Origin of the sequence: Bacillus sp. SIMBA_005 (genome assembly GCF_046535585.1) — a bacterium.
Lineage (GTDB): Bacteria > Bacillota > Bacilli > Bacillales > Bacillaceae > Bacillus > Bacillus pumilus.
Genome location: NZ_JAWRWI010000002.1, coordinates 282,782 through 303,256, shown reverse-complemented (window position 1 = coordinate 303,256; position 20,475 = coordinate 282,782). Strand labels below are relative to the sequence as shown.

Annotated in this window: 24 protein-coding genes and 1 pseudogene; 18 read left to right on the top strand and 7 right to left on the bottom strand. The window is 42.0% G+C overall.

Annotation, left to right across the window (positions count from 1 at the left end):
• Positions 1 to 45: 45 nt before the first annotated feature.
• Positions 46 to 225 (bottom strand): hypothetical protein, encoded by a 180-nt coding sequence (locus SB660_RS04220; RefSeq protein ID WP_041816054.1) that lies wholly within the window; start codon positions 223 to 225, stop codon positions 46 to 48.
• A gap of 287 nt (positions 226 to 512) precedes the next feature.
• On the bottom strand, positions 513 to 1,745 hold the full coding sequence (pepT, locus tag SB660_RS04215; RefSeq protein WP_058013326.1) for a peptidase T: 1,233 nt from the start codon (positions 1,743 to 1,745) through the stop codon (positions 513 to 515).
• A 226-nt stretch (positions 1,746 to 1,971) separates the two neighbouring features.
• On the opposite strand from pepT, the gene SB660_RS04210 reads away from it, so the two are divergent.
• From SB660_RS04210 to SB660_RS04190, 5 genes are all read left to right on the top strand, one after another.
• Positions 1,972 to 2,295: a WXG100 family type VII secretion target gene (locus SB660_RS04210; protein ID WP_410581495.1), complete on the top strand. Its 324-nt coding sequence runs from the start codon at positions 1,972 to 1,974 to the stop codon at positions 2,293 to 2,295.
• Between the two features lie 4 nt (positions 2,296 to 2,299).
• Positions 2,300 to 3,496 (top strand): DUF6861 domain-containing protein, encoded by a 1,197-nt coding sequence (locus tag SB660_RS04205; protein WP_144461480.1) that lies wholly within the window; start codon positions 2,300 to 2,302, stop codon positions 3,494 to 3,496.
• Between the two features lie 12 nt (positions 3,497 to 3,508).
• Complete coding sequence (locus tag SB660_RS04200) at positions 3,509 to 4,267, top strand: hypothetical protein (RefSeq protein ID WP_180309835.1); 759 nt, start codon at positions 3,509 to 3,511, stop codon at positions 4,265 to 4,267.
• 21 nt (positions 4,268 to 4,288) lie between these two features.
• Positions 4,289 to 4,816 carry a YfjD family protein gene (locus SB660_RS04195; protein ID WP_410581493.1) on the top strand — a complete coding sequence of 176 codons (528 nt, stop codon included), beginning with the start codon at positions 4,289 to 4,291 and terminating at the stop codon, positions 4,814 to 4,816.
• Between the two features lie 98 nt (positions 4,817 to 4,914).
• Positions 4,915 to 5,382 carry a helix-turn-helix domain-containing protein gene (locus tag SB660_RS04190; RefSeq protein WP_012011745.1) on the top strand — a complete coding sequence of 156 codons (468 nt, stop codon included), beginning with the start codon at positions 4,915 to 4,917 and terminating at the stop codon, positions 5,380 to 5,382.
• A gap of 58 nt (positions 5,383 to 5,440) precedes the next feature.
• Here the strand turns inward: SB660_RS04190 and SB660_RS04185 are convergent, their stop codons facing one another.
• Complete coding sequence (locus SB660_RS04185; protein WP_003214932.1) at positions 5,441 to 5,788, bottom strand: helix-turn-helix domain-containing protein; 348 nt, start codon at positions 5,786 to 5,788, stop codon at positions 5,441 to 5,443.
• 207 nt (positions 5,789 to 5,995) lie between these two features.
• On the opposite strand from SB660_RS04185, the gene SB660_RS04180 reads away from it, so the two are divergent.
• From SB660_RS04180 to SB660_RS04155, 6 genes are all read left to right on the top strand, one after another.
• Complete coding sequence (locus SB660_RS04180) at positions 5,996 to 6,985, top strand: asparaginase (RefSeq protein WP_058013330.1); 990 nt, start codon at positions 5,996 to 5,998, stop codon at positions 6,983 to 6,985.
• A gap of 28 nt (positions 6,986 to 7,013) precedes the next feature.
• Positions 7,014 to 8,435, top strand: a complete 1,422-nt coding sequence (gene aspA, locus SB660_RS04175) for an aspartate ammonia-lyase (RefSeq protein WP_012011744.1) — start codon at positions 7,014 to 7,016, stop codon at positions 8,433 to 8,435.
• Positions 8,436 to 8,578: 143 nt separating this feature from the next.
• The gene (gene nhaC / locus SB660_RS04170) at positions 8,579 to 9,985 is read left to right on the top strand and encodes a Na+/H+ antiporter NhaC (RefSeq protein ID WP_180309837.1); all 1,407 of its coding nucleotides are present in this window, start codon (positions 8,579 to 8,581) and stop codon (positions 9,983 to 9,985) included.
• 297 nt (positions 9,986 to 10,282) lie between these two features.
• Entirely contained in the window at positions 10,283 to 10,708 is a 426-nt protein-coding gene (locus tag SB660_RS04165; protein WP_050944558.1) for a YwqH-like family protein, read from the top strand.
• Between the two features lie 36 nt (positions 10,709 to 10,744).
• Complete coding sequence (locus SB660_RS04160) at positions 10,745 to 11,008, top strand: YwqI/YxiC family protein (protein ID WP_180309838.1); 264 nt, start codon at positions 10,745 to 10,747, stop codon at positions 11,006 to 11,008.
• Between the two features lie 281 nt (positions 11,009 to 11,289).
• Positions 11,290 to 11,715, top strand: coding sequence for a YwqH-like family protein (locus SB660_RS04155; protein ID WP_003214784.1), 426 nt, complete (start codon positions 11,290 to 11,292; stop codon positions 11,713 to 11,715).
• A gap of 45 nt (positions 11,716 to 11,760) precedes the next feature.
• Here the strand turns inward: SB660_RS04155 and SB660_RS04150 are convergent, their stop codons facing one another.
• Positions 11,761 to 11,973: a hypothetical protein gene (locus tag SB660_RS04150; protein WP_257474592.1), complete on the bottom strand. Its 213-nt coding sequence runs from the start codon at positions 11,971 to 11,973 to the stop codon at positions 11,761 to 11,763.
• Positions 11,974 to 12,112: 139 nt separating this feature from the next.
• Between SB660_RS04150 and SB660_RS04145 the strand changes: the two are divergent.
• The 3 genes and pseudogenes from SB660_RS04145 to SB660_RS04135 form a co-directional block, all read left to right on the top strand.
• A pseudogene (locus SB660_RS04145) lies at positions 12,113 to 12,238 on the top strand (PTS lactose/cellobiose transporter subunit IIA); the annotation flags it as partial.
• Between the two features lie 65 nt (positions 12,239 to 12,303).
• Complete coding sequence (locus SB660_RS04140; RefSeq protein ID WP_410581488.1) at positions 12,304 to 13,158, top strand: polysaccharide deacetylase family protein; 855 nt, start codon at positions 12,304 to 12,306, stop codon at positions 13,156 to 13,158.
• Between the two features lie 335 nt (positions 13,159 to 13,493).
• A complete protein-coding gene (locus tag SB660_RS04135; RefSeq protein WP_410581486.1) occupies positions 13,494 to 13,862 on the top strand; it encodes a VOC family protein in 369 nt (122 codons plus the stop codon).
• Positions 13,863 to 13,907: 45 nt separating this feature from the next.
• Here the strand turns inward: SB660_RS04135 and ribD are convergent, their stop codons facing one another.
• The 3 genes from ribD to SB660_RS04120 are packed head-to-tail and all read right to left on the bottom strand — an operon-like array spanning position 13,908 to position 16,618.
• On the bottom strand, positions 13,908 to 14,999 hold the full coding sequence (gene ribD / locus SB660_RS04130) for a bifunctional diaminohydroxyphosphoribosylaminopyrimidine deaminase/5-amino-6-(5-phosphoribosylamino)uracil reductase RibD (protein WP_410581484.1): 1,092 nt from the start codon (positions 14,997 to 14,999) through the stop codon (positions 13,908 to 13,910).
• Positions 14,986 to 15,747: a GTP cyclohydrolase II gene (locus SB660_RS04125; protein ID WP_012011730.1), complete on the bottom strand. Its 762-nt coding sequence runs from the start codon at positions 15,745 to 15,747 to the stop codon at positions 14,986 to 14,988. Before SB660_RS04125 ends, ribD begins: the two co-directional genes overlap by 14 nt.
• On the bottom strand, positions 15,725 to 16,618 hold the full coding sequence (locus SB660_RS04120) for a VOC family protein (RefSeq protein ID WP_058013340.1): 894 nt from the start codon (positions 16,616 to 16,618) through the stop codon (positions 15,725 to 15,727). The genes SB660_RS04125 and SB660_RS04120 overlap by 23 nt, the downstream gene beginning before the upstream one ends.
• A gap of 178 nt (positions 16,619 to 16,796) precedes the next feature.
• On the opposite strand from SB660_RS04120, the gene SB660_RS04115 reads away from it, so the two are divergent.
• The 4 genes from SB660_RS04115 to SB660_RS04100 all read left to right on the top strand — a co-directional run bounded on the left by SB660_RS04115 (position 16,797) and on the right by SB660_RS04100 (position 20,444).
• Positions 16,797 to 17,129: a winged helix-turn-helix transcriptional regulator gene (locus tag SB660_RS04115; protein ID WP_058013341.1), complete on the top strand. Its 333-nt coding sequence runs from the start codon at positions 16,797 to 16,799 to the stop codon at positions 17,127 to 17,129.
• 370 nt (positions 17,130 to 17,499) lie between these two features.
• Positions 17,500 to 17,958, top strand: a complete 459-nt coding sequence (locus SB660_RS04110) for an NEAT domain-containing protein (RefSeq protein ID WP_061410009.1) — start codon at positions 17,500 to 17,502, stop codon at positions 17,956 to 17,958.
• 20 nt (positions 17,959 to 17,978) lie between these two features.
• Complete coding sequence (gene isdC, locus SB660_RS04105) at positions 17,979 to 18,632, top strand: heme uptake protein IsdC (RefSeq protein WP_410581480.1); 654 nt, start codon at positions 17,979 to 17,981, stop codon at positions 18,630 to 18,632.
• Positions 18,633 to 18,650: 18 nt separating this feature from the next.
• Positions 18,651 to 20,444 (top strand): NEAT domain-containing protein, encoded by a 1,794-nt coding sequence (locus tag SB660_RS04100; RefSeq protein ID WP_410581478.1) that lies wholly within the window; start codon positions 18,651 to 18,653, stop codon positions 20,442 to 20,444.
• Positions 20,445 to 20,475 lie beyond the last annotated feature (31 nt).

The following is a 20,475-nucleotide window of genomic DNA, read 5'->3' as shown; positions in this document are numbered from 1 at the left end:
TTTACTCAATCAAAAAGAGCCCCTTATGAGGCTCTTTCTTTAGATTTATACTTGTTTAGGTGCCTCGTTTAGTGGGTGACGGCGTTTTCCGTTGTAGTGGCGGCGCATACGAAAGATTTCAAACTCCGAAAGCTCTGCGCTTTTTCGTTTTGGTGTGCGGTTATCTTTTTTGAAAGAGAATAGTAAGTAGCAGCAAAGTGAAGCGATAATCAATAAAATCATCATATGACATTCCTCCAATTCATCCTATTCTTTAAGTGTAGACAGGGTGAGTGATGTTTATAACTGAAAATAAGCAGCAAATCGGTTTAGTTCTTAAGGTTTAGATGATCTGCTAATTTAGGTCTAAAATACTGGTTGTTTTTAACTATTATATTTCCAGTTATTGCACTCGTCAAGAAGAATTTTTCTGGGGTTGTCTCTATTAGTACGAATAAGTGTCATAAAAGTTTCAGAAAATTGTAAACTTTTATTAAAAAACCGTTCCCGAACAGGAACGGTTTTAAACATATCTATGCTTTTTCTTCAAATAGACGGGCGATTTCAACGATGACTTCTGTTGCTTTCACCATGTTCTCGACAGAAATAAATTCATATTTACCGTGGAAGTTTTCCCCGCCAGTAAAGATGTTTGGCGTTGGAAGACCTTTATATGAAAGTTGGGAGCCATCTGTACCGCCGCGGATCGGTTCGATCACAGGTGTCACTGAGCGGTTTTCCATTGCTTCATGGGCAATATCCACAATGTGTTTCACCGGCTCAATTTTTTCTCTCATATTATAATATTGATCTTGAATTTTGAGATTGATGCTGTTTTCTCCGTAAATGGCTTTTAAGTCATTTGCTATTTTTTCAAATAGTGCTTTGCGATCGTTAAATTTGTCTTTATCAAAATCACGAATAATATATTGCAGCTCTGCTTCTTCAACTTCTCCTACAAACTTCGTGAGATGGAAAAATCCTTCGTAGCCTTCTGTGTATTCCGGAGATTCATCAGAAGGAAGCTTGTTATGGAAGAGCATCCCAATCTTCGCAGCGCTGACCATTTTGTCCTTTGCTGTCCCAGGGTGGACGTTGTTTCCTTTAATGGATACTTTCGCACCTGCTGCATTGAAGCTTTCATATTGCAGCTCCCCGAGCGGTCCTCCGTCAATTGTATACGCATAGGAAGCGCCAAAGGCATCCACATCAAATTTGTGCGGCCCTCTGCCAATCTCTTCATCTGGTGTAAAGGCGACGCGAATTTTTCCATGCTTGATTTCTGGATGCTCGATCAGGTAATGCATGGCAGTCATAATTTCTGCGATACCAGCTTTGTTATCTGCACCAAGCAAGGTTGTACCATCTGTTGTGATCAGCGTATGTCCTTGATACTTTTGTAAATTTGGAAACTGTGATGGAGATAAAACGATATGTAAATCTTCATTTAAGGTGATGTCGCCGCCTTGATAGTTTTCATGAAGCTGCGGTTTCACATTCTTGCCAGTGAAGTCAGTCGCTGTGTCGATGTGAGCCAGGAAGCCAATAGTGGGTACGTCTTTTTCTGTGTTAGACGGGATCGTTCCCATGACATAGCCGTTTTCATCCATTGTCACTTCTTGAATTCCGATGGACTTCATTTCTTCAACTAGCTGTCTCGCTAAGTTCAACTGTCCTTCAGTCGATGGGCAGCTTTCCTTATCTGCATCCGACTGTGTATCTACCTTCACATAACTTGTGAATCGCTGAATCATTTCTTCTTTCATGTATACGTCACTCCTTTTGTAGAATACGTTCATTTTATCACGTCTTGAATGCGCTTCATAACAAGAAAGGCTTTCTCTGGCAATTAGAGAGGAAAAAGACCTACTTTCATTTTGTGATGTGTTGAATGGTTCTTTAGGGTGATTTTTTTGGGTGTCTTTTTATTTATAATGAGGACATATAAAATCATCCATTTGTACGTTAAATTGGGAGAAAGGGGTGCGAAAGTTGGATTCTAGTCAAACGCTGGCACTCGCTCAAAAGTTTCAGGAAGCAGCTGAGGAGATTCGGCAGTCAAAGCAGCTGCTTGTGAATCGGCTCAAGGCAGTAGGATCAGGCTGGCAGGGAGAAGCAAGGAATAAATTTGATCAAAGCTTTGAGGAAACAACGGCACGCTATGATCAATTCGAAAAGGATTTGCTTGAAACAAGTCAGGAACTGCGCGATGCAGCAGGTAAAATCGAGGAACGGAAAGCTGAAATAGCCAGAATGGAAGAGCTTGAGCGAAAGAGACGAGAAGAACGGAGAGAAAGAAACCGAGAAGGGAGATGATGTGATGGCACGTGACATAGTGGTTGATCCAGATCAGCTGACAGGGCTGGCGAATGATGTTGTAGGCGAACTTTCTGTCATAGAAACGAAGCACCGCGATTTACATAGTGAACTGGATGGTCTCATTTTAGGCTGTGATCCTCGGTATAGAAGCTGTTTTTCAGGCGTCGGGGATGCATGGGGAGCAGGACAAGCGTTGATCAGTAAATTGAGCAGTGATGATATTGCGATTCGTCATGCAAAAGATAAAATGGTCGAAGCAGATGATATTTTACGGAAATTGTACAGTATCTATGATCAATATGGTACACTCACGAGCTTAGCTGGTATTGTGATGATGCAGGCGAAATACTACGGGCTTGGGATGACGACCTTCATTAAAGACAATGGCCGTTATGCAGCGCAGCATTCAAAGCTGCTGCTTGATCTGACCAGCCGGGTAGAAGGAACGAGATTTGACCGACTAGCAAGGATTTGGCTGAGTAAAAAAGAATTATTAAAACGATCAAACTGGTCGATGGCTGATTTGGTCCATAAGAAATTCACAAAATTTTATCCTGACGATACAGTTGCATTCACGAATAGTGTCCGTGACTTTACAAAAGGAAGTATCAATTGGAAGGACACAGCTGCGATCAAGTCTGTTTTGAAAAATGGATCAAGATTCGCCAAAGGAAATGCCATCATTGCAACGGTTGTCACTGGCGCAACAGAAACGGTCGGTTGTGGTTTGAAAATTGCCGAGAACTATGCAGAATTCGGTGATCAGCCAGAAGTCCTTAAGCGTGAAAATGCGAAGGCTGTTGGAAATGCAGTGAACAATACGGTCTTTATTGCTGGCGGGTCTGTCGCAGGTGCCGTTGTCGGAGGAGCTCTTGGAAGCTTTGCGGGACCGATTGGAACCGTCGTTGGAGGAGCCATTGGTTCCGCAGTCGGTGGATTTATAGGAGAAAAAGTTGCCAAGCTGACATCAGGCTTTGCTGAGCAGGTTGCAGTGAAATTAAAGGACCCAATTCATGCGGTCGTGGATAAAGGGAAACAAGCATTCGAGCTGGCGGGTCAAGGTGTGAAAGCAGTTAATGACACCATTGATCAGGCAAATCAGGTGATACATAAAGGGATAGAAAAAACAAAAGAAACCGCAGATTCGCTCATAAAAGGTGCAGGCGATTTCTTTAAGGGTGCATTTTCTTTTGGATAAGGAGAGATCAAGTTGGATCAGCTAAGTCTAAGTATTGAGGAACTCATCTTTAGTTTTTACAGTGAAGGCTATTTTGAACAAGGCATGTCCTTAAAGGAAGCCTATTATCCTGATGTAGAGGACGAGCGCCTAGGGTTTTTATTTGAAATTGCATGTCGCTCTTTGCTCGCAAAAGGTGTACTTGAATTTCGAAACAGACAATATCGTTATAAAGCGGAATACCGTCATTTCATCCAGGCGATGAATGACGCATCTCACACCGTCAAGGCGTCTCGATTTGGGGATGAAGATGAAGAAGTCAGTACCTCCTTTCATACGACACAGATGGGCGTATATGCGCACCATACGCTGTATGATCAACAAGTCCATCAGATTCAAAAACTGAAAGACGACCAGCAGGCAGAGAAGCAAGTGACAGCCTTTTTCAACATAAAGATGAGTGATCACCCTGAATCTGTCATTACCCTGCAAGCAGAGGAATTTGAAAAGCTATTAGAGCAAGCAAGTGAGGCGAAGAATGAGTGGCCCTCCTTCCTTCATCGAGCAGAGAACGGAGAACTCGTGCAGGCATTTGTTTCTGATGTACAGAAGAGAAAAGGAAAGATGGACTCCCTAATGAAGGTCGTCTACGACAAAAATAATACGCCTGATGTGGAATCCATGTTATTTGTCATTCCAGGTGAGAAACAGTCGTGGCTTGTGTCGGGAATAAAAGAAAGTGAATTTCGCGTGGAGACGGCTCATAGAGACGGATTACGTTCTATATTCTAATGGAGAAAAGGAGAATGACGCTTGAATCCAAGTGATGTAATAGAAGTGAGAAGCAGGAACTTTCTAAGGGTATGGGCATTCTTAGCAACGGGCGGCTTCTGTATCATCGGTATTTGGCTGTTTTCAGAAGCTCTTACATTTGAATCGAATTATACATTGTTTTTATTTTTAGGCGGACTATTAGGCATTTTCTATGGCTTGATCTCTTTTTTGATGATTCTACCGGCTTTTACGAAGAGGGGAAACGTGATTTTTCGCATTCAGCGTGGGAAAAATGGTGCTGTTCTGCATCGAGAGCGGACGATCCCTTTTCATGACATTCAATCCATTGATATGCGCAGGCATCGGTACAGTGTAAGAGGATTTCTCTTCATGGATGTGCTCATTCGGACAATAGATGGGAAATTGATTAAGATTCCAGCGTACAGTATTTTAGATGAAGAAGTATTCGAGCAAACCGTCAAACAAGAGATCTACCCACATTTAAATCAGGCAGCCCAAGAGAGCTGGAGACAGCAGCATGGTCAGGTCGAAGAGCAGATTAACTAGGTAGTATTTTCCAATATTCTAAAGGATGAGGCGCCACTTTTTCGAAAAAATCGTGTATGATGTCAGTAAACACTGAACACTCGGAGAGGTGATGAGAGATGGATAAAGAGATGGTAATCGACCTCGTCACAGAACAAATGGCACGGATTCGAAAAGAAAAGAATTATACGCAGGACCGCATGGCTGAGGTACTTGGTTTATCGAAACGGCATTTGCAGCAGGTTGAAAAAAACAGGCTTCGCCTCAATTGGACGCAAACTGCGGCCGTATGTGCATTATTCAGGGACAGTGACATTTTAAAAGGGACACTTGGGGATGATCCGCTTGAGATTCTGGAAGTTGTGGCACATGATGAATTGCATCTATCGGTGGAACGTACAATCGGCGGAAAGGTTTGGTGGCGGACGTCTATCAAAAAAGGCACATTTCGTCTTCAGCAAAATGTGCTGAGTCAGCATTACCGCATCTTAGATGATGAGAATTATCGCTATTATAGTTCATTTAATAAAGAAGAAGCGAAACGGCGCTTAGAGGAATTAAGTCAGCTGTCTTCTCCTTATTCTTAAGCAGCTGAAAAAAGGAAAGAGAGGCACCCGATTAATAGGGGCCTCTCTTTTCTGTGTTTTATACTTTTAGGGTGTTTTTCGCCCGAATAAAGGCAACAAGCTGTTTGATTTCTTCATCATTTAGGGGAACGCCGTCTACAAGGATTGTTCCTTCTTTTGCTTCCGTCAGTTCAATTTTGATATCAGAGATTTTACGTTGTATCTCTGGCTCGTCCGTTCTTCCAAGTAAAAAATCAATGGACGTATCATACAAATCAGCCAGGCGCTTCACTGCTTCAAGCGAAGGTCGTCGGTACCCAGATTCGTAACCGGCATAGGTGCTTTTGGCGATACCTAGGCGATCTGCCGTATGCTGGAGAGACCATTTTTTCTTTTTTCTAAGAGTGGTTAAACGATCGAGTATCATTACATGAACGCTCCTTTATATACAACAACAGTATATCATATTTTGTAATAGAATGTACGCGTTATGCGTAATAATTTCTTGATTAATTCGCGTTATGTGACTATAATGGCAATGAAGGTACGCGTAAAGCGTATATTATAGAATAGCACAAGCTGGCTTATAATATGTGTGACAAACGAAGTAATTTTACTGAAAGAGGTGGACCTGTTGAAGAAATTATTGCTTTTAACCACTGGAGGGACAATTGCATCTGTAGAGAGTGAAAATGGTTTGGCTCCAGGTGTTAAGGCTGAGGACCTTTTAAGCTATTTAAACGAAATTAATGCAGATTACACAATGGACACAAAGTCCCTAATGAGTATAGATAGTACAAATATGCAGCCTGAATACTGGGTGGATATCGCAACAGCCATTTATGAAAATTATGATCAATATGACGGCTTTGTCGTCACGCATGGAACCGATACAATGGCCTATACATCAGCAGCACTATCTTATATGCTGCAAAATCCGGATAAGCCAATTGTCATTACAGGCTCACAAATTCCGATTACGTTCAAGAAAACAGATGCAAAGAAAAACATTACCGATGCGATTCGCTTTGCATGTGACGGCGTAGGCGGCGTGTATGTTGTCTTTGATGGCAGAGTGATTCAAGGGACACGCGCAATCAAATTAAGAACGAAAAGCTATGATGCATTTGAAAGTATTAACTATCCATATATTGCATCGATTGAAAACCATCAAATTGAATACAATAGCAAAGTAAAAAGATCGTCAATGAAACCGCTTAAATTAGACGCATCCTTAAACACCGACGTTTGTCTCTTGAAATTGCACCCAGGTCTAAAGCCTGAATTCTTAGATGCAATCAAAGGTGTATACAAAGGAGTCGTCATCGAAAGCTACGGCAGCGGCGGAATTCCTTTCGAAGGAAGAAACCTTTTAGAGAAAATCAACGAATTGCTCGAAGAAGGCATTTCTGTTGTCATCACAACTCAGTGTCTTGAAGAAGGAGAAGACATGAGCGTGTATGAAGTAGGACGCAAAATCAATCAAGAACTAGTGGCACGTTCACGAAACATGAACACAGAGGCCATTGTGCCGAAACTCATGTGGGCACTAGGTAAAACAACAGACCCAAGAGAAGTGAAAAAGATTATGGAAACGCCGATCGCAGAAGATTTAGTGATTTAACTATTCTATAGAAAGCAGGTCATATCAGATGGTTCAAGCAACTTATCGCTATGAGAAGGATTTTCTTGGAGAAAAAGAAATTCTGGCAGACGTGTATTATGGAGTTCAAACCCTTCGTGCAAAGGAAAATTTCCCGATAACTGGATACCGCATGCACGAGGAACTGATTAGAGCCTTTGCCATCGTGAAAAAAGCAGCAGCTCAAGCCAATATGGAGGTTGGGCGTTTATATGAAGGAATTGGAAATGCCATCGTACAAGCATCTGATGAGGTCATTGAAGGCAAGCTACATGAGTACTTTATTGTAGACCCAATCCAAGGCGGCGCAGGAACGTCGATGAATATGAATGCCAATGAAGTAATTGGAAACAGAGCGCTAGAAATCATGGGACATCAAAAGGGTGAATACATCCATTTAAGCCCAAACACACATGTAAACATGTCACAATCAACGAATGACTCGTTTCCAACAGCGATCCATATTGCTGTATTGAAGCAGTTAGACATTCTGCTTGAGACAATGCAAACGATGCAGGACGTATTCCAAAAGAAAGCGAAAGAATTTGATCATGTGATCAAAATGGGACGTACGCATCTGCAGGATGCTGTTCCAATTCGTTTAGGACAGGAATTTGAAGCTTACAGCCGCGTGCTCAGCCGCGATATTAAGCGGATCAACCAATCAAAACAGCATTTATATGAAGTCAATATGGGGGCAACAGCAGTTGGGACAGGCCTAAACGCAGATCCTCGTTATATTGAGATCGTCGTGAAGAAGCTAGCCGATATTTCTGGTCTTCCACTTGTAGGCGCAGAGCATCTTGTGGATGCGACGCAAAATACAGATGCTTACACAGAAGTCTCTGCCGCATTAAAAGTATGCATGATGAACATGTCTAAGATTGCCAATGACCTTCGTCTAATGGCTTCTGGTCCGCGTGCAGGTCTTGCTGAAATTGCATTGCCAGCTCGTCAGCCAGGATCATCCATTATGCCTGGGAAAGTCAATCCAGTCATGGCAGAGCTCATTAACCAAATCGCATTCCAGGTCATTGGGAATGACCACACCATCTGTCTTGCCTCTGAAGCAGGTCAGCTTGAGTTAAATGTGATGGAGCCTGTTTTGGTCTTTAACTTACTTCAATCTATTAGTATAATGAATAACGGATTCCGTTCATTCACAGATCATTGCTTAGTGGACATTGAAGCAAATGAAAAACGTTTGAAAGAATATGTAGAAAAAAGCGCAGGCGTGATCACTGCCGTGAATCCTCATTTAGGCTATGAAGCAGCGGCTAGAATCGCAAGGGAAGCCATTTTGACAGGGCAATCGATCAGAGATCTTTGCTTGCAAAATGATGTGTTAACAGAAGAAGAACTTGATATTATTTTGAATCCATTCGAGATGACAAAGCCTGGCATTGCGGGTGCAGAGCTCCTAGAGCGATAATAATATCAAAAATTTTATTTTATTAATATGTAGAATTGCCTGTGAAATAGAGAAAAACAGGCAATTCACTTTCTTTCGAATTGACACACTTTTTTCACAATATTTTGAAAACGCTTAACGCGTACACAAAGGGAGGAAACACAATGAAATCACCACGTCTGCCGTCTATGTTAGAAGTCGTGTCTGTACTTGGCTTGTTTTTAGCAATTGTTTTATCTTTTACTCTTTATTTCAAATTGGATATTCAACTAGCATTGTTTATCTCATGGTTTATGGTTATCGCATTAGGTATTCGATTGGGGCATTCCTATAAGGATCTTCAAAATGCGATCACAAAAGGGATATCGAATGGTTTAGAAGCCATTTTAATCTTAATTGCAGTAGGTGCACTTGTTGGTACATGGATTGCAGGTGGGGTTGTACCTACGTTAATCTATTATGGTTTAGAGTTTATTCATCCTAATATCTTCTTATTAGCTACACTTGTCATCTGTGCACTCATGTCCGTTGCAACAGGAACCTCTTGGGGGACGGTTGGAACGGCAGGGATTGCGATGATCGCAATTGGTGAAGGGCTAGGTATTCCACTTCCGATCGTGGCAGGTGCCGTCTTATCTGGTGCTTATTTTGGAGATAAATTATCCCCATTATCAGATAGTACAGTGCTCGCTTCCTCTCTTTCAAAAGTGGACGTGCTGGCACATGTTCGAGCGATGATGGTTTTATCCATACCAGCCTTTGTCATTACGGCCATTATGTTTACGGTTACAGGCTTTATGTATGGTGGACGCAACATTGATCAAAATAAGGTAGAATTTTTGAAAAATGCCCTGCATGATACATTTACCATTAACATTTGGATGGTCATCCCAGCAGTAGTGGTTGTATTACTGCTCGTATTTAAGAAACCTTCAATGCCTGTTATTGCCATTGGTGCTCTTTTAGGATCTATTTGGGCAATGGCTTTCCAAGGAATGAATCCGGCAGATGCGATTGGTTCTGCATACAATGGCTTCTCTATTAATTCAGATGTAGATTTCTTAAATACGCTGTTAAATCGTGGTGGTATTGTGAATATGCTTGGATCTTTAGTGGTCATTATTCTCGGGCTTGGGTTTGGTGGCGTACTTGAATATCTAGGCGTTCTAAAAGTGATTGTCTCTACTTTTGAGAAGAAATTATATAATGCAGGAAATGTAACCCTATCTACACTTGTTGTAGCATTCTTTGCCAATATTTTTGGATGTGCAATGTACGTTTCATTAATTCTTACACCGAAAATTATGGAAAAAAGCTACGATAAATTGAAAATAGACAGACGCGTTCTATCTAGAAACGCTGAAGTCGGTGGAACAATGACGTCTGGTATGGTCCCTTGGTCAGATAACGGGATTTATATGGCGGGAATTCTAGGCGTATCCACATTCTCTTATTTACCATTTATGTGGTTGAGCTTTGTTGCCATTGCTCTTGCTATTATTTATGGATATACAGGGAAATTCATCTGGTACGTTAAGAATCCACAAGAATCAGAAGAATCGGCTTCATAAGCCGTTTACAAAAGCCGCTCCTCAACCGAGCGGCTTTTGTTTGTCCTGGGTCTTTATAGCTATATGTGACATGTAACAAATAATCAGGATTTAAGACCCGCTATAAAAGAGGTCTTAAGGGGTAATGAGAAGCAGAATGAAAGCATATTTATCCCATAAAAAGGGTACAAATCCCTATTCAAACGTGAGTCTTTGAACCTTATAATAACAATAATGGAAAAAGTGCTATTCACCTTACGCTCGTTTAGATGAAATCTAAGCAGCGTTTTTATTTTTTGTCAGGAGGAGGAACCCATAATGAGCTTATCGGATATGCTGTCTGCCCTAAATGGTGGCATTACAAGTAAAAAAGCAGAAATCGAAGAAAAAATCGCTCGACTGAAAAAGGCGAAAAGTAAGGTCGAACGTGAACAAGATGCGGCAGAAACAGACCTGAAGCAAATCAAGCAGCCAAAGCTTGGGACCTCTTGGAAAGGTGAACGAAGCCAGGATTTCAAATCAGAGCGGAATGAAGCACATGATGCGCTGCAAACGATTGTAAACGATAAGTACCCGCGTTACGTGAGCCGTATCGAATTCAAAATCAGTACGCTAGAAGCTGAACAAGCAGCGTTATCCTTTGCCAGTTCCCTAGCTGGAGACGCCGCACGTCTTGCTGAAAAAGGAGAAGACGCAGTAGAGGACGCCAAACGCTTGATCTCAAAAGCATGGAGCAGCTTATAAGCCCCTTCATGCTGAACAAACCTGGAGGATATCAAGATGGGACAAATTAAATTAAACTACCAAACAGTTATGGATCAACTAGATGAAGTCTCCCAAGCAGTCGAAGCATTAACGATGAAAAAAGCAGCAGATAAAGCAGGTGAAAACAGCCTTGAATTTGTAACCAAGTGGACGGCACGCGAGGCAGAGGTGAACGAAATGGTCTCAAGTTTTAAAGAAGCCTTAACCAAAAATGTCCAGGACACGCACTCGAATGTGAAAACCTTAAAAGAACAGGACGAAGCGATTGCGGCAAAATAATGGCAATCATTTTTCTAATGGGTTTCATGGTATGATGCGAAATATAGATCTAAGGACTCATATATAAAACGGGATGTACGACCTTGTATTATTCCGTTTTTCTTCCAAACACGTCACTAAAAGGACACCTTTTCCCTATTTAAGACTGAGGCTTTTCACCTTATACTATACTTAATGAAAGCCAAACGATAGAAATGCCAGGTTTGGAAAAACCAAGTGAGTCGATCATTTCCAAGGCTCTGATCTGTGCTTTCGTATGAGGTGCGATAGAGGTGGATGACATGAGTTTATCCGAGATGCTACACCATCTGCATATGGGAATTGAAAACAGACGTGCAGAATTTGATGACATGATCTCTCGGTTAAAGACAGCCAAAAGCAATATTCGAACAGAACAAGATCTTGCGCAGTCTGACATAAAGGAAATCAAGAAGCCTGCTTTAGATTCGTCATGGAAAGGTGAGAGAGGAACCGACTTTCATCGCCACCGAAAAGATGCTTATCATGTCATGCATGACATCGTGAACAATGAGTATGAAAAATATATCGCAGAGATTGATCAAAAAATCTTGCACTTTGAATTGAAAAAAATGGAGCTGGCTGTTGCCAGTAACTTTGCCGGAAGAGCCCAGGACGTGATGGAAAAGGGTGAGGATTTTGCACTCGATGTTAAACATCTGATTGAACGGGGCTGGAAGGCTCTTTAAAATAATAAAAACAGCCGTCTCATTAGCGAGCGGCTGTTTTTTTGTTTAGTCACATCCACCACCACTATCCCCGGAATCTCCTCCGCAGGAGGCATCAGAAGCGTGATGAGTATAAGAATCAGTATAGTTACTTGATGTTGAACTGTGATGTGAAGAACGCTTAGCAGACGTACGCTGATCCTTTGATGTGAATAAATGGGCAATGATTGCTCCTAAAGAAGCCAATATCATCATAATAACAAACATAAAAGAACCCATGATGCATCCCTCCTCTTGTTTTCTATTCATACGAATGAGCCATATCGTGGTTCCCGACTTGAAAGAAAAACTGGGCAAAGAGTTCTACTTTCGTTTATGATGATAGGCAAAAGTAAATGCCAAGGGAGGGGTTTTCCCAGAACAGCTTCCCTTTTCTTTGCTGCTAATACATGCAGAAGATCAAATGCTCACAACAGAGACCATTCATCTGCTTGCCATCGAAATGATTGAAATGTGTAAAAAAATGAACACCCTGTCAAAATAGATATCAGCTAGTAACCAATTTCTGTTATAATCATTCGATAGATAGAGAGAAAGCAGGATTGGTGAATGAAAAAAACATGTATGTTGATGACGGTTGGTCTTTTGGCGCTGCTCATTTCGGGCTGTATGGGAACGAAGGAGCAAACGGAAGGAAACCAGCAGGTGGTCAAAGAGGAAAAGGGTCCATTACAATTAAAAGAAACAGAAGAGATTCAGCAGGCAGAAGCGATAGAGATTGATACACAGAGCTGGATTGAGCAAGAGGAGCCGGTAGAGCTTCCGATTTTGATGTATCACAGCATCTCCAGTGGTAACTCGCTGCGGGTACCAAAGCGCGAGTTTGCGGCTCATATGAAATGGCTGAAGGACAACGACTATGTCACGCTGTCGCCAGAAGAAGCGTACCGCGTCTTCACAACAAATACGAAGCCAAGTGAGAAGTGTGTCCTCATTACATTCGATGATGGATATACCGATAACTATACAAAGGCATTTCCGATTTTAAAGCAGTATGGAATGAAGGCAACGATTTTCATGATTGAGCAATCCATTGGCCGTCCGAACCATTTAACGGATGAACAGATGGATGAAATGATAGCAAATGGGCTGTCGATCGAGAGTCATACAATACATCATTTAGAGCTCAATCGTTTATCAAAGGAGCAGCAGAAAGAGGAATTAAAAGGATCAAAGGCATTCTTTGATCAACGTTTTTCTCAGCGTACGCGAATGGTCAGCTATCCTGTCGGGCGCTATAACGAAGACACGCTAAAACTGGCGAAGCAAGCCGGTTATCAAATGGCTGTCACCACTGAACCAGGACATGCGAAAAATGAACAAGGCATGATGTCCTTGCACCGCGTCCGCATTTCACCGGGACTTTCACCAGAAAGCTTTGGCAGGCTGGTAGAAGGGAATTAACGATAAATGTTTCACATGAAACAATTTACGACAAGTTTCATCAAAATGAATCACCGCATATACACCTTCACAGGATATGTCTTGGTTTCAAATGTCATGACAAGAGACACTTAGATGGACAGAACTTTCATGACCATGGGAGTTCTGTTTTTGAAAAAAATACTGCATTGTCATTTAATGAATCAATCAAATCCTACATCGTATGAAACTCCCCAAAGAAAGTCACCAAGTATCAAGCACTCCAATGAAGTAACAATCAAATTTGCTCAGCATCGCAAAAACTTAAGAAACACTACATAGAAAAACCAATTGAGAAAAGAAAGGGAGAGAGGTATATGTCAAACTTTTTTGGAATCGATCATGTTCAACTAGCTGCCCCAAAAGGCAGTGAAGAGAAAGCTCGTTTGTTTTTTGGCGAAATTCTAGGGATGAAAGAAATACCTAAGCCTAGTAATTTAGCTAAACGAGGAGGTGTCTGGTTCCAATGCGGTCATCATCAGCTTCACATTGGCATTCAGGAACATTTTCAAGCTGCAAAGAAGGCTCATCCAGCTTTTCTTGTAAAGAGTCTACCGGAATTAAAAGAGGCATTATTGAAGCATCACATTCGTATAAGAGAAGATGAGCCATTGGAGGGAGCCAATCGGTTTTATGTAGAAGATCCTTTTGGGAATCGAATTGAGTTTTTAGAGAGAAGAGACTAGAAGACAAAAATAAGGCTGTCGAGGAAATCTCGACAGCCTATTTGTTTATTGATAAACGGGATATCCCGTTATTTTAATATCTTTCCCTAGTGGTTCTACTGAGAGCTGATCGAGTTCAATGGCATCACTCATGAGGCGTATGCCTTCGCCTCCGAAAAAGGAAGGAGAAAGTCTTCCGCCAATGAGTTTGGGTGCCATATAAATGACCAATTTATCTACAAGCTGCTGTTCTAAAAATGAAGCATTGATCTGGCCGCCGCCTTCAATCATGAGGGAGGAGACATTTCTTTCTCCCAGCGTTTGAAGCACTTCTTGCAGAGGCACCCGCGTCTCGCTGTCTGTTACAAAGACGCTGACGCCGGCTGCTTCTAAAGCGTCTCGTTTTTCCTCATCGGCTTGCTTTGTTGTAAAGATCCAAGTAGGTGCCATCTGATCAGTGACGATCTTTGCTGTCAGCGGTGTTGATAGCTTAGAGTCTAAAACAATTCGAATCGGATGATTCCCATTTGGAATCCGTGCAGTTAGTGAAGGGTCGTCATGAATAACCGTTTGAGCACCGACTAAAATCGCATCATTGATACTACGGATATGATGAGCATCATAACGGGATGTCTCAGATGTAATCCATTTGCTGTCAGACGTAGCAGACGCAATTTTTCCGTCTAAGGTAATACCTGCCTTGAGCGTCACGAAAGGTGTTTTTTTCGTAATAAAATGATTAAACACTTCATTCATGAGAATGGATTCCTGTTCAAGTACGCCTGTAATCACTTGGATGCCAGCATCTTGTAAAATGGCGATTCCGCGGCCAGCGACAAGCGGGTTCGGGTCAAGAGCCGCCACGACAACCGTTTCGACGCCTGCTTTCACAAGTGCCTCCGCACAAGGACCTGTACGGCCATGGTGAGAACAAGGCTCGAGGGTCACATAAATGGTGGCTCCTTTTGCCTTGTCTCCGGCCATTTTAAGTGCATGAATTTCAGCATGTGGTTCACCGGCTTTCATGTGAGCACCGACACCAACAATCTCATTCTCACGCACAATCACAGCCCCGACGAGCGGGTTTGGAGATGTCTGACCTTTCATTGCCCGTGCATTTTCAAGTGCTAGATTCATATATCGCTCATGATGTGGCAATCGTACGCACCTCTTGATCCGCCTTCATGTGACCTGAGCGGTTAATTTTTGTCTGCAAGTATTTTTCATTAAACTCCGAGACATCACCCCAAAGCGGAATACGTCCAGAAAGAGATAAACCTGCATGGCTAATGGCATCTGTCTTTTTCGGATTATTGGTAATGAGTCTGACTGGCTTTGTACGAAGTGTTTGAAGAACCGCAATGGCTTCTTCATATTGACGCGTGTCATCTTCAAAGCCGAGAGCTTCGTTCGCTTCTACTGTATCGTAGCCATTTTCTTGAAGGATATAAGCCATGGCTTTCGTGAAAAGTCCAATACCGCGGCCTTCATGGTTGGCTAAATAGAACAGGGCACCTGCACCATTGTCCTCAATCATTCGCATGGACTGCTTCAATTGGAATCCGCAGTCGCAGCGCTTGCTTCCAAAAATATCACCAGTATGGCAGATGGAATGCATGCGGATAAGAGCTTCGTCAGCGTGCTCGAAATCTCCATACACTAGCACGCTTGACTGCTGATGATCGGCAAGCTGGCGGGACGAGAGGCTTTCGATTAAAGCTTCATCTGACAATGGCTCTAATCCGTCGTCTTTTAACCATGAATACCAGTTGAACATCACCGTTCTGCCGTCTAAATTCACTGGCAGTTTAATGGGTCCAGTGATATATATATACCCGTCTTCTTGCTGTACTCGTTTGATTTTATCTTTTAAAATGGCTGTTTTAAGATCTGTGTGTTTGTCCATATTCTGCACCTTCTTTTTTGTCTGTTTCTTCAATCTGTAAACGAACGAGAACGCCAAATGGATCAACAAATTCGTTACTTTCCCCTATTGTTTTCACTTGAGTGCCTGCTTTTGTTAGGCGCTCAACGACGGACTGTCTGTCTGCTTCTTGTGGGAATACGAGTGTATAGCTTCTAATTCCTGAAAAACGTGGATCAATGGCTCCTTTTCTTCCGCGTCCCCATGCATTAAAGGCAAGGTGGTGATGATAGACGCCACCTGCAATGAATAAGCTTGCTGTGGGAGCCATTCGGATATGAAAACCGAGCGTATTGACATAAAAGGAATCAGCTTCTTCTGGGTTCAGATGGAAATGTAAGTGTCCCATGACTGTCCCAGCTGGAATTCCTTCCCACGTCGTATCAGCGGCTTCTTGCAGGAGACCATCTCCATCAAGAGGTGCATTTCCGCCACCTTTCAGTTCTCCATGCTCACCTACCCAAACGTCCTCAGGGCGATCAGCATATATTTCTACGCCAATGCCGTCAGGGTCACTTAAATAAATGGCTTCACTGAAAAAGTGATCGCTTGCTCCAATTAAAGGATAGCCTTTTTTGATCACATGTGCCAGCCATGTGCCCAGGTTTTTTCTGGTAGGTAATAAAACAGCAAAATGATAAAGGCCTGGCTCATGATCAGGCTTCTCCTTGAGCTGTGCATCTTCTTTTAACAAAAGGATTGGTTCCTTTGCATTGCTTCCAAGAGTGACGGTGGATTCCGTCTGTTCTAATAAAGTAAAACCTAAAATGTCTGTATAAAAAGGCAAAGAACGCTCAAAGCTGGATACATGTAATTCTGTTACACCTAATCTTACCTGCTCTATTGTATTCAAAGCTCGGTCATCTCCTTCATGTTATATGCATCTGCATGTTCAATGGTTTATTGAAAATTGATAAAAATGAATACCTTGTTACTTTTAGTAACTAAACTATATAATAGTTAGTGACTTATTTCAAGTAATTAATTATGTTATAATGAAAAAAAGAGAGAAAAGCGGGAGGGAGTAAGGTATGGCTCAAGTAGATGGCTGTCCAATCACAGATGCCATGGAGATTCTAGGCAAGAAGTGGGTCATTCTCATCATCAATCAGCTTCTGACAGGCCCTAAGCGTTTCTGTCAGCTTGAAAATGAAATGAACATCAGCGGCAGATTATTATCTGAAAGGCTGAAGGATTTAGAGGCTGAAGGACTCGTTGAGAAAAACGTATACCCTGACATTCCAGTACGGATTGAATACGAATTAACAGCGCAAGGGAAGAAAATAGAGCCGATTATTCGTGAAATGTATGCTTGGTCTTTAGAACGTAAAAATAGCAAAAAAGTGGAACATGTTCCTTCCTAATCGATTTCGATCAGTCTGTCTGATCGAAATTTTTTTGTGCGATTTTCCAGAAATCTAAGTCAATAGTATGAAAAATGATGTTGACAATAAATTCACCCATCATATAAGATCAAGAAGAAGAGGGTTCTTTTCCCTGTAATGGAATGGAGGTCATGCCATGGAATCATGAATGGGACAGATTGCCTAAAACACGTGTCAAATCATCATTTAGAAACAGACATCTTTGGCTTTTAGGAAGCAAAGATTTATTTTTTCAACTCAATTGATAATGATTATCATAATCATCTATAAGTGTGTTCAAGCGCTTATGAAGGTTATTTTTTTTATTGTCTGTTGAGAATAATTATCAATATCATTTAGGAGGGTTCACATGAAAGTCATTCGTTCAACATCACACGCATTATTGTTCTTTAGTTTTGTTCTATTATTTGCTCTAGCTCCGATTAGCTCAGCCTCAGCAGCAGGCTTAGCAGATGGTCAACATTCGGCACAATATGTGGTATGGAAGGCAGATAGCGATTCGACTTCAACAGCAAATACGTATTTTGAAAAACCAGCAAAGCTTGTCGTGAAGGATGGAAAAATCAAAGCACAAGTCACGTTAACAAATAGCTCTTGGATCACTAGCTTTAAAACACTTGAACAAGGTGTCTACAAAGATGCGAAAGTGATCAGTACAAACACAGCTGCGAATAAGAGAACAGTAGAATTTAACGTGAACAGCCTGACGGAAGTCGTACCAGCAAAAGTGAGCGTGACTGTACCGGTCATTGGATATACAGGTAATTACGACATCCGTCTCAAGTTTGATGCAGCATCTGTTCAATAAAAAGGGAGGAAATTCGCTTGATGAAAAAAATGATGAGGCTATCAGTCTTCATGACCGCTTTATTATTGGCACTCATGCTGCCTTTTTCAAACGCACAGGCTGCCACGTTAAAGGATGGTACATACTCCGTCAACTATACTGTGCTCAAGGCTGAAGGAAATGCGGTCTCCATGGCAAATGACTACTGGCTGAAGCCAGCAAAAATGATTGCAAAAAATGGGAAGCTGACAGTACAAATGACCATTAAAAATAGCAGCTGGGTGACGGAATTTAAAGTTCCCGGAAATGGCGGCTATGTCGATACAACGGTTCTCTCAACCAATAAAAAAGCCAACACAAGGATTGTTCAGTTCCAAGCTCAGAGCTTGTCTAAACCAATCAAATCAAAAATTCATGTCACTGTAAAATCTGCTGATTATGATCATGATTATACCATTCAGCTGAAATTTGATGAGAGCAGCATGAAATCACTTTCGTCTAACAGCACAAACAAAACAGCGGGTGAAGCAGAAAAGCAGCAGCCATCAAAAGAATCAACGAAAACATCTGATTCATCCACGACAAAACAAGAAGAGAATCCTCAAACTGGTGATACAAACCAGACAGGGTGGCTCCTTGTGCTTGCTCTATGCTCAGGCGGATTTTTAGCAAGAAAGTGGATCATTAAGCATTAAGGAAGGAAGTGTCACCATTTGAAACGTCTTTTTCATCTAAAGGCAGCCATTCTGCTCGTTTTATTCAGTTTATTTACTGCATTTCAGATTCCTCAAGGAACGGCTCAAGCTGCATCATTTGTTGATGGTGAATACACGGTCGGATTCACCATTTTAAAAAATGGCAGTACAGAAGCGTCCATGATGGATACGTATACAGAAAAGCCAGCTAAGCTGATTGTGGAAAATGGCAAGACGACTGCCTATGTCACACTGAAGCAAAGCAAAGAGATTACAGATTTCAAGGTTGAACAAAATGGCGCCCTTGTCACCACTGAAACCGTCAGTGAGGATGAAACTGCCAATACACGTGTAATCAAGTTTGATGTTGCCGACTTATCAGCCAAATTAAACGGCTGGGTGAAAATTTACTGGGATTTAGGCGGCCTTATCTATGACGAAGCATATGACGTACAGCTTGCATTCGATCAAAGCAGCCTAACGCTCGTTACACCTGCAAAGCCAGATGATAACGAAACAAAACCAGATGACCAAAATGGCACAAAGCCAGGCGATAGCGAAACAAAGCCAGATGATAACGAAACAAAGCCGGATGATCAAAATGGCACAAAGCCAGACGATCAGCAGACAACACCAGGCACTAACAATGGCACAAAGCCAGTGGAACCTACGCAAAATCAACTGAAAGATGGCGAGTACCGCATCAATTACAGTGTGCTCAAAGGGGATGAGGATGAGGCATCTCGGATGAACCAATACTTCTCACATCCTGCATCCTTAACCATCAAAAATGGGAAGCTAACCATCTCCTTTACGGTGAAGGACGATACATCTGTCGCTTCCTTGAAAACAGAGAAAAACGGTTCTTTTCAAGAAGTGAAGACTGTCAGCACAGATAAAGCAAAGAACACAAGAGTGGTGTCATTTGATGTCGCTGATTTGAAAAAAGCGGTCAAAGGAAAAGTACACGTTGTAGTAGCAGCCGCTCACTATGAGCAAACCTACGATATTCGTTTTCAATTCGATGCAAAGAGTATCGCGCCACTTAAAGGCGGACAGGTAGAGGAAGAAACACCTGCTGCACCAGAAACACCAAAACCAAACACACCATCACCAGAAACAAATAACGGCGGAGCTCCTCAAGAGACGGCTCAGCTTAAAGATGGTGTATACAAGCTTCCTTTCTCAATGAAGAAAGCAGACAAGGATGAGCTTTCTCGTATGAACGATTACGTCGTGAGCCCTGCGACATTGGTTGTGAAAAATGGCCGCCATTTCGTTTCTTATACAGTGAAGAATAGCTCAGCTATCACGTCCTTCCAAGTAGGATCAGGTGGAAAGTTTGAAGAGACGCTTGTTGCAAAAACAGATCAAAAATCAGATACACGAGTGATTCAATACGAAGCCAAAAGCTTAAGCACGGCTCAGGCAGCACGCGTGAAAATTGATATTCCAGCTGCGAATTATCATGAGCAGTACGATGTCAAACTTATCTATGACACAAAAGGAATTGCTCTTGGTGAAGGAAGTGGGATTCGATCGATCATCGGAGACGATGAGAGTATCGGCTTTGTCAAAAATCCAAATGATCGCGATTCTCAATCAAATCAACCAAATCAACTTGAGAATTTAGCGCCAGAGGAAACAGGCGCAGAGCAGCTAACATTTACTCCATCAGATGACCAAACCAAGTCTGAGACTGGACAGTTGAATCCAAAAACAGGAGATACCTCTCTTCTTTGGGTGTATATTCTTTTATTCGGCGGGTCATTATTCGTACTCGTCAGAAAGTATCAAACAAGAACAAGATAGATGGTTTAGTTGAAGTGAGATGCGCCGAGAT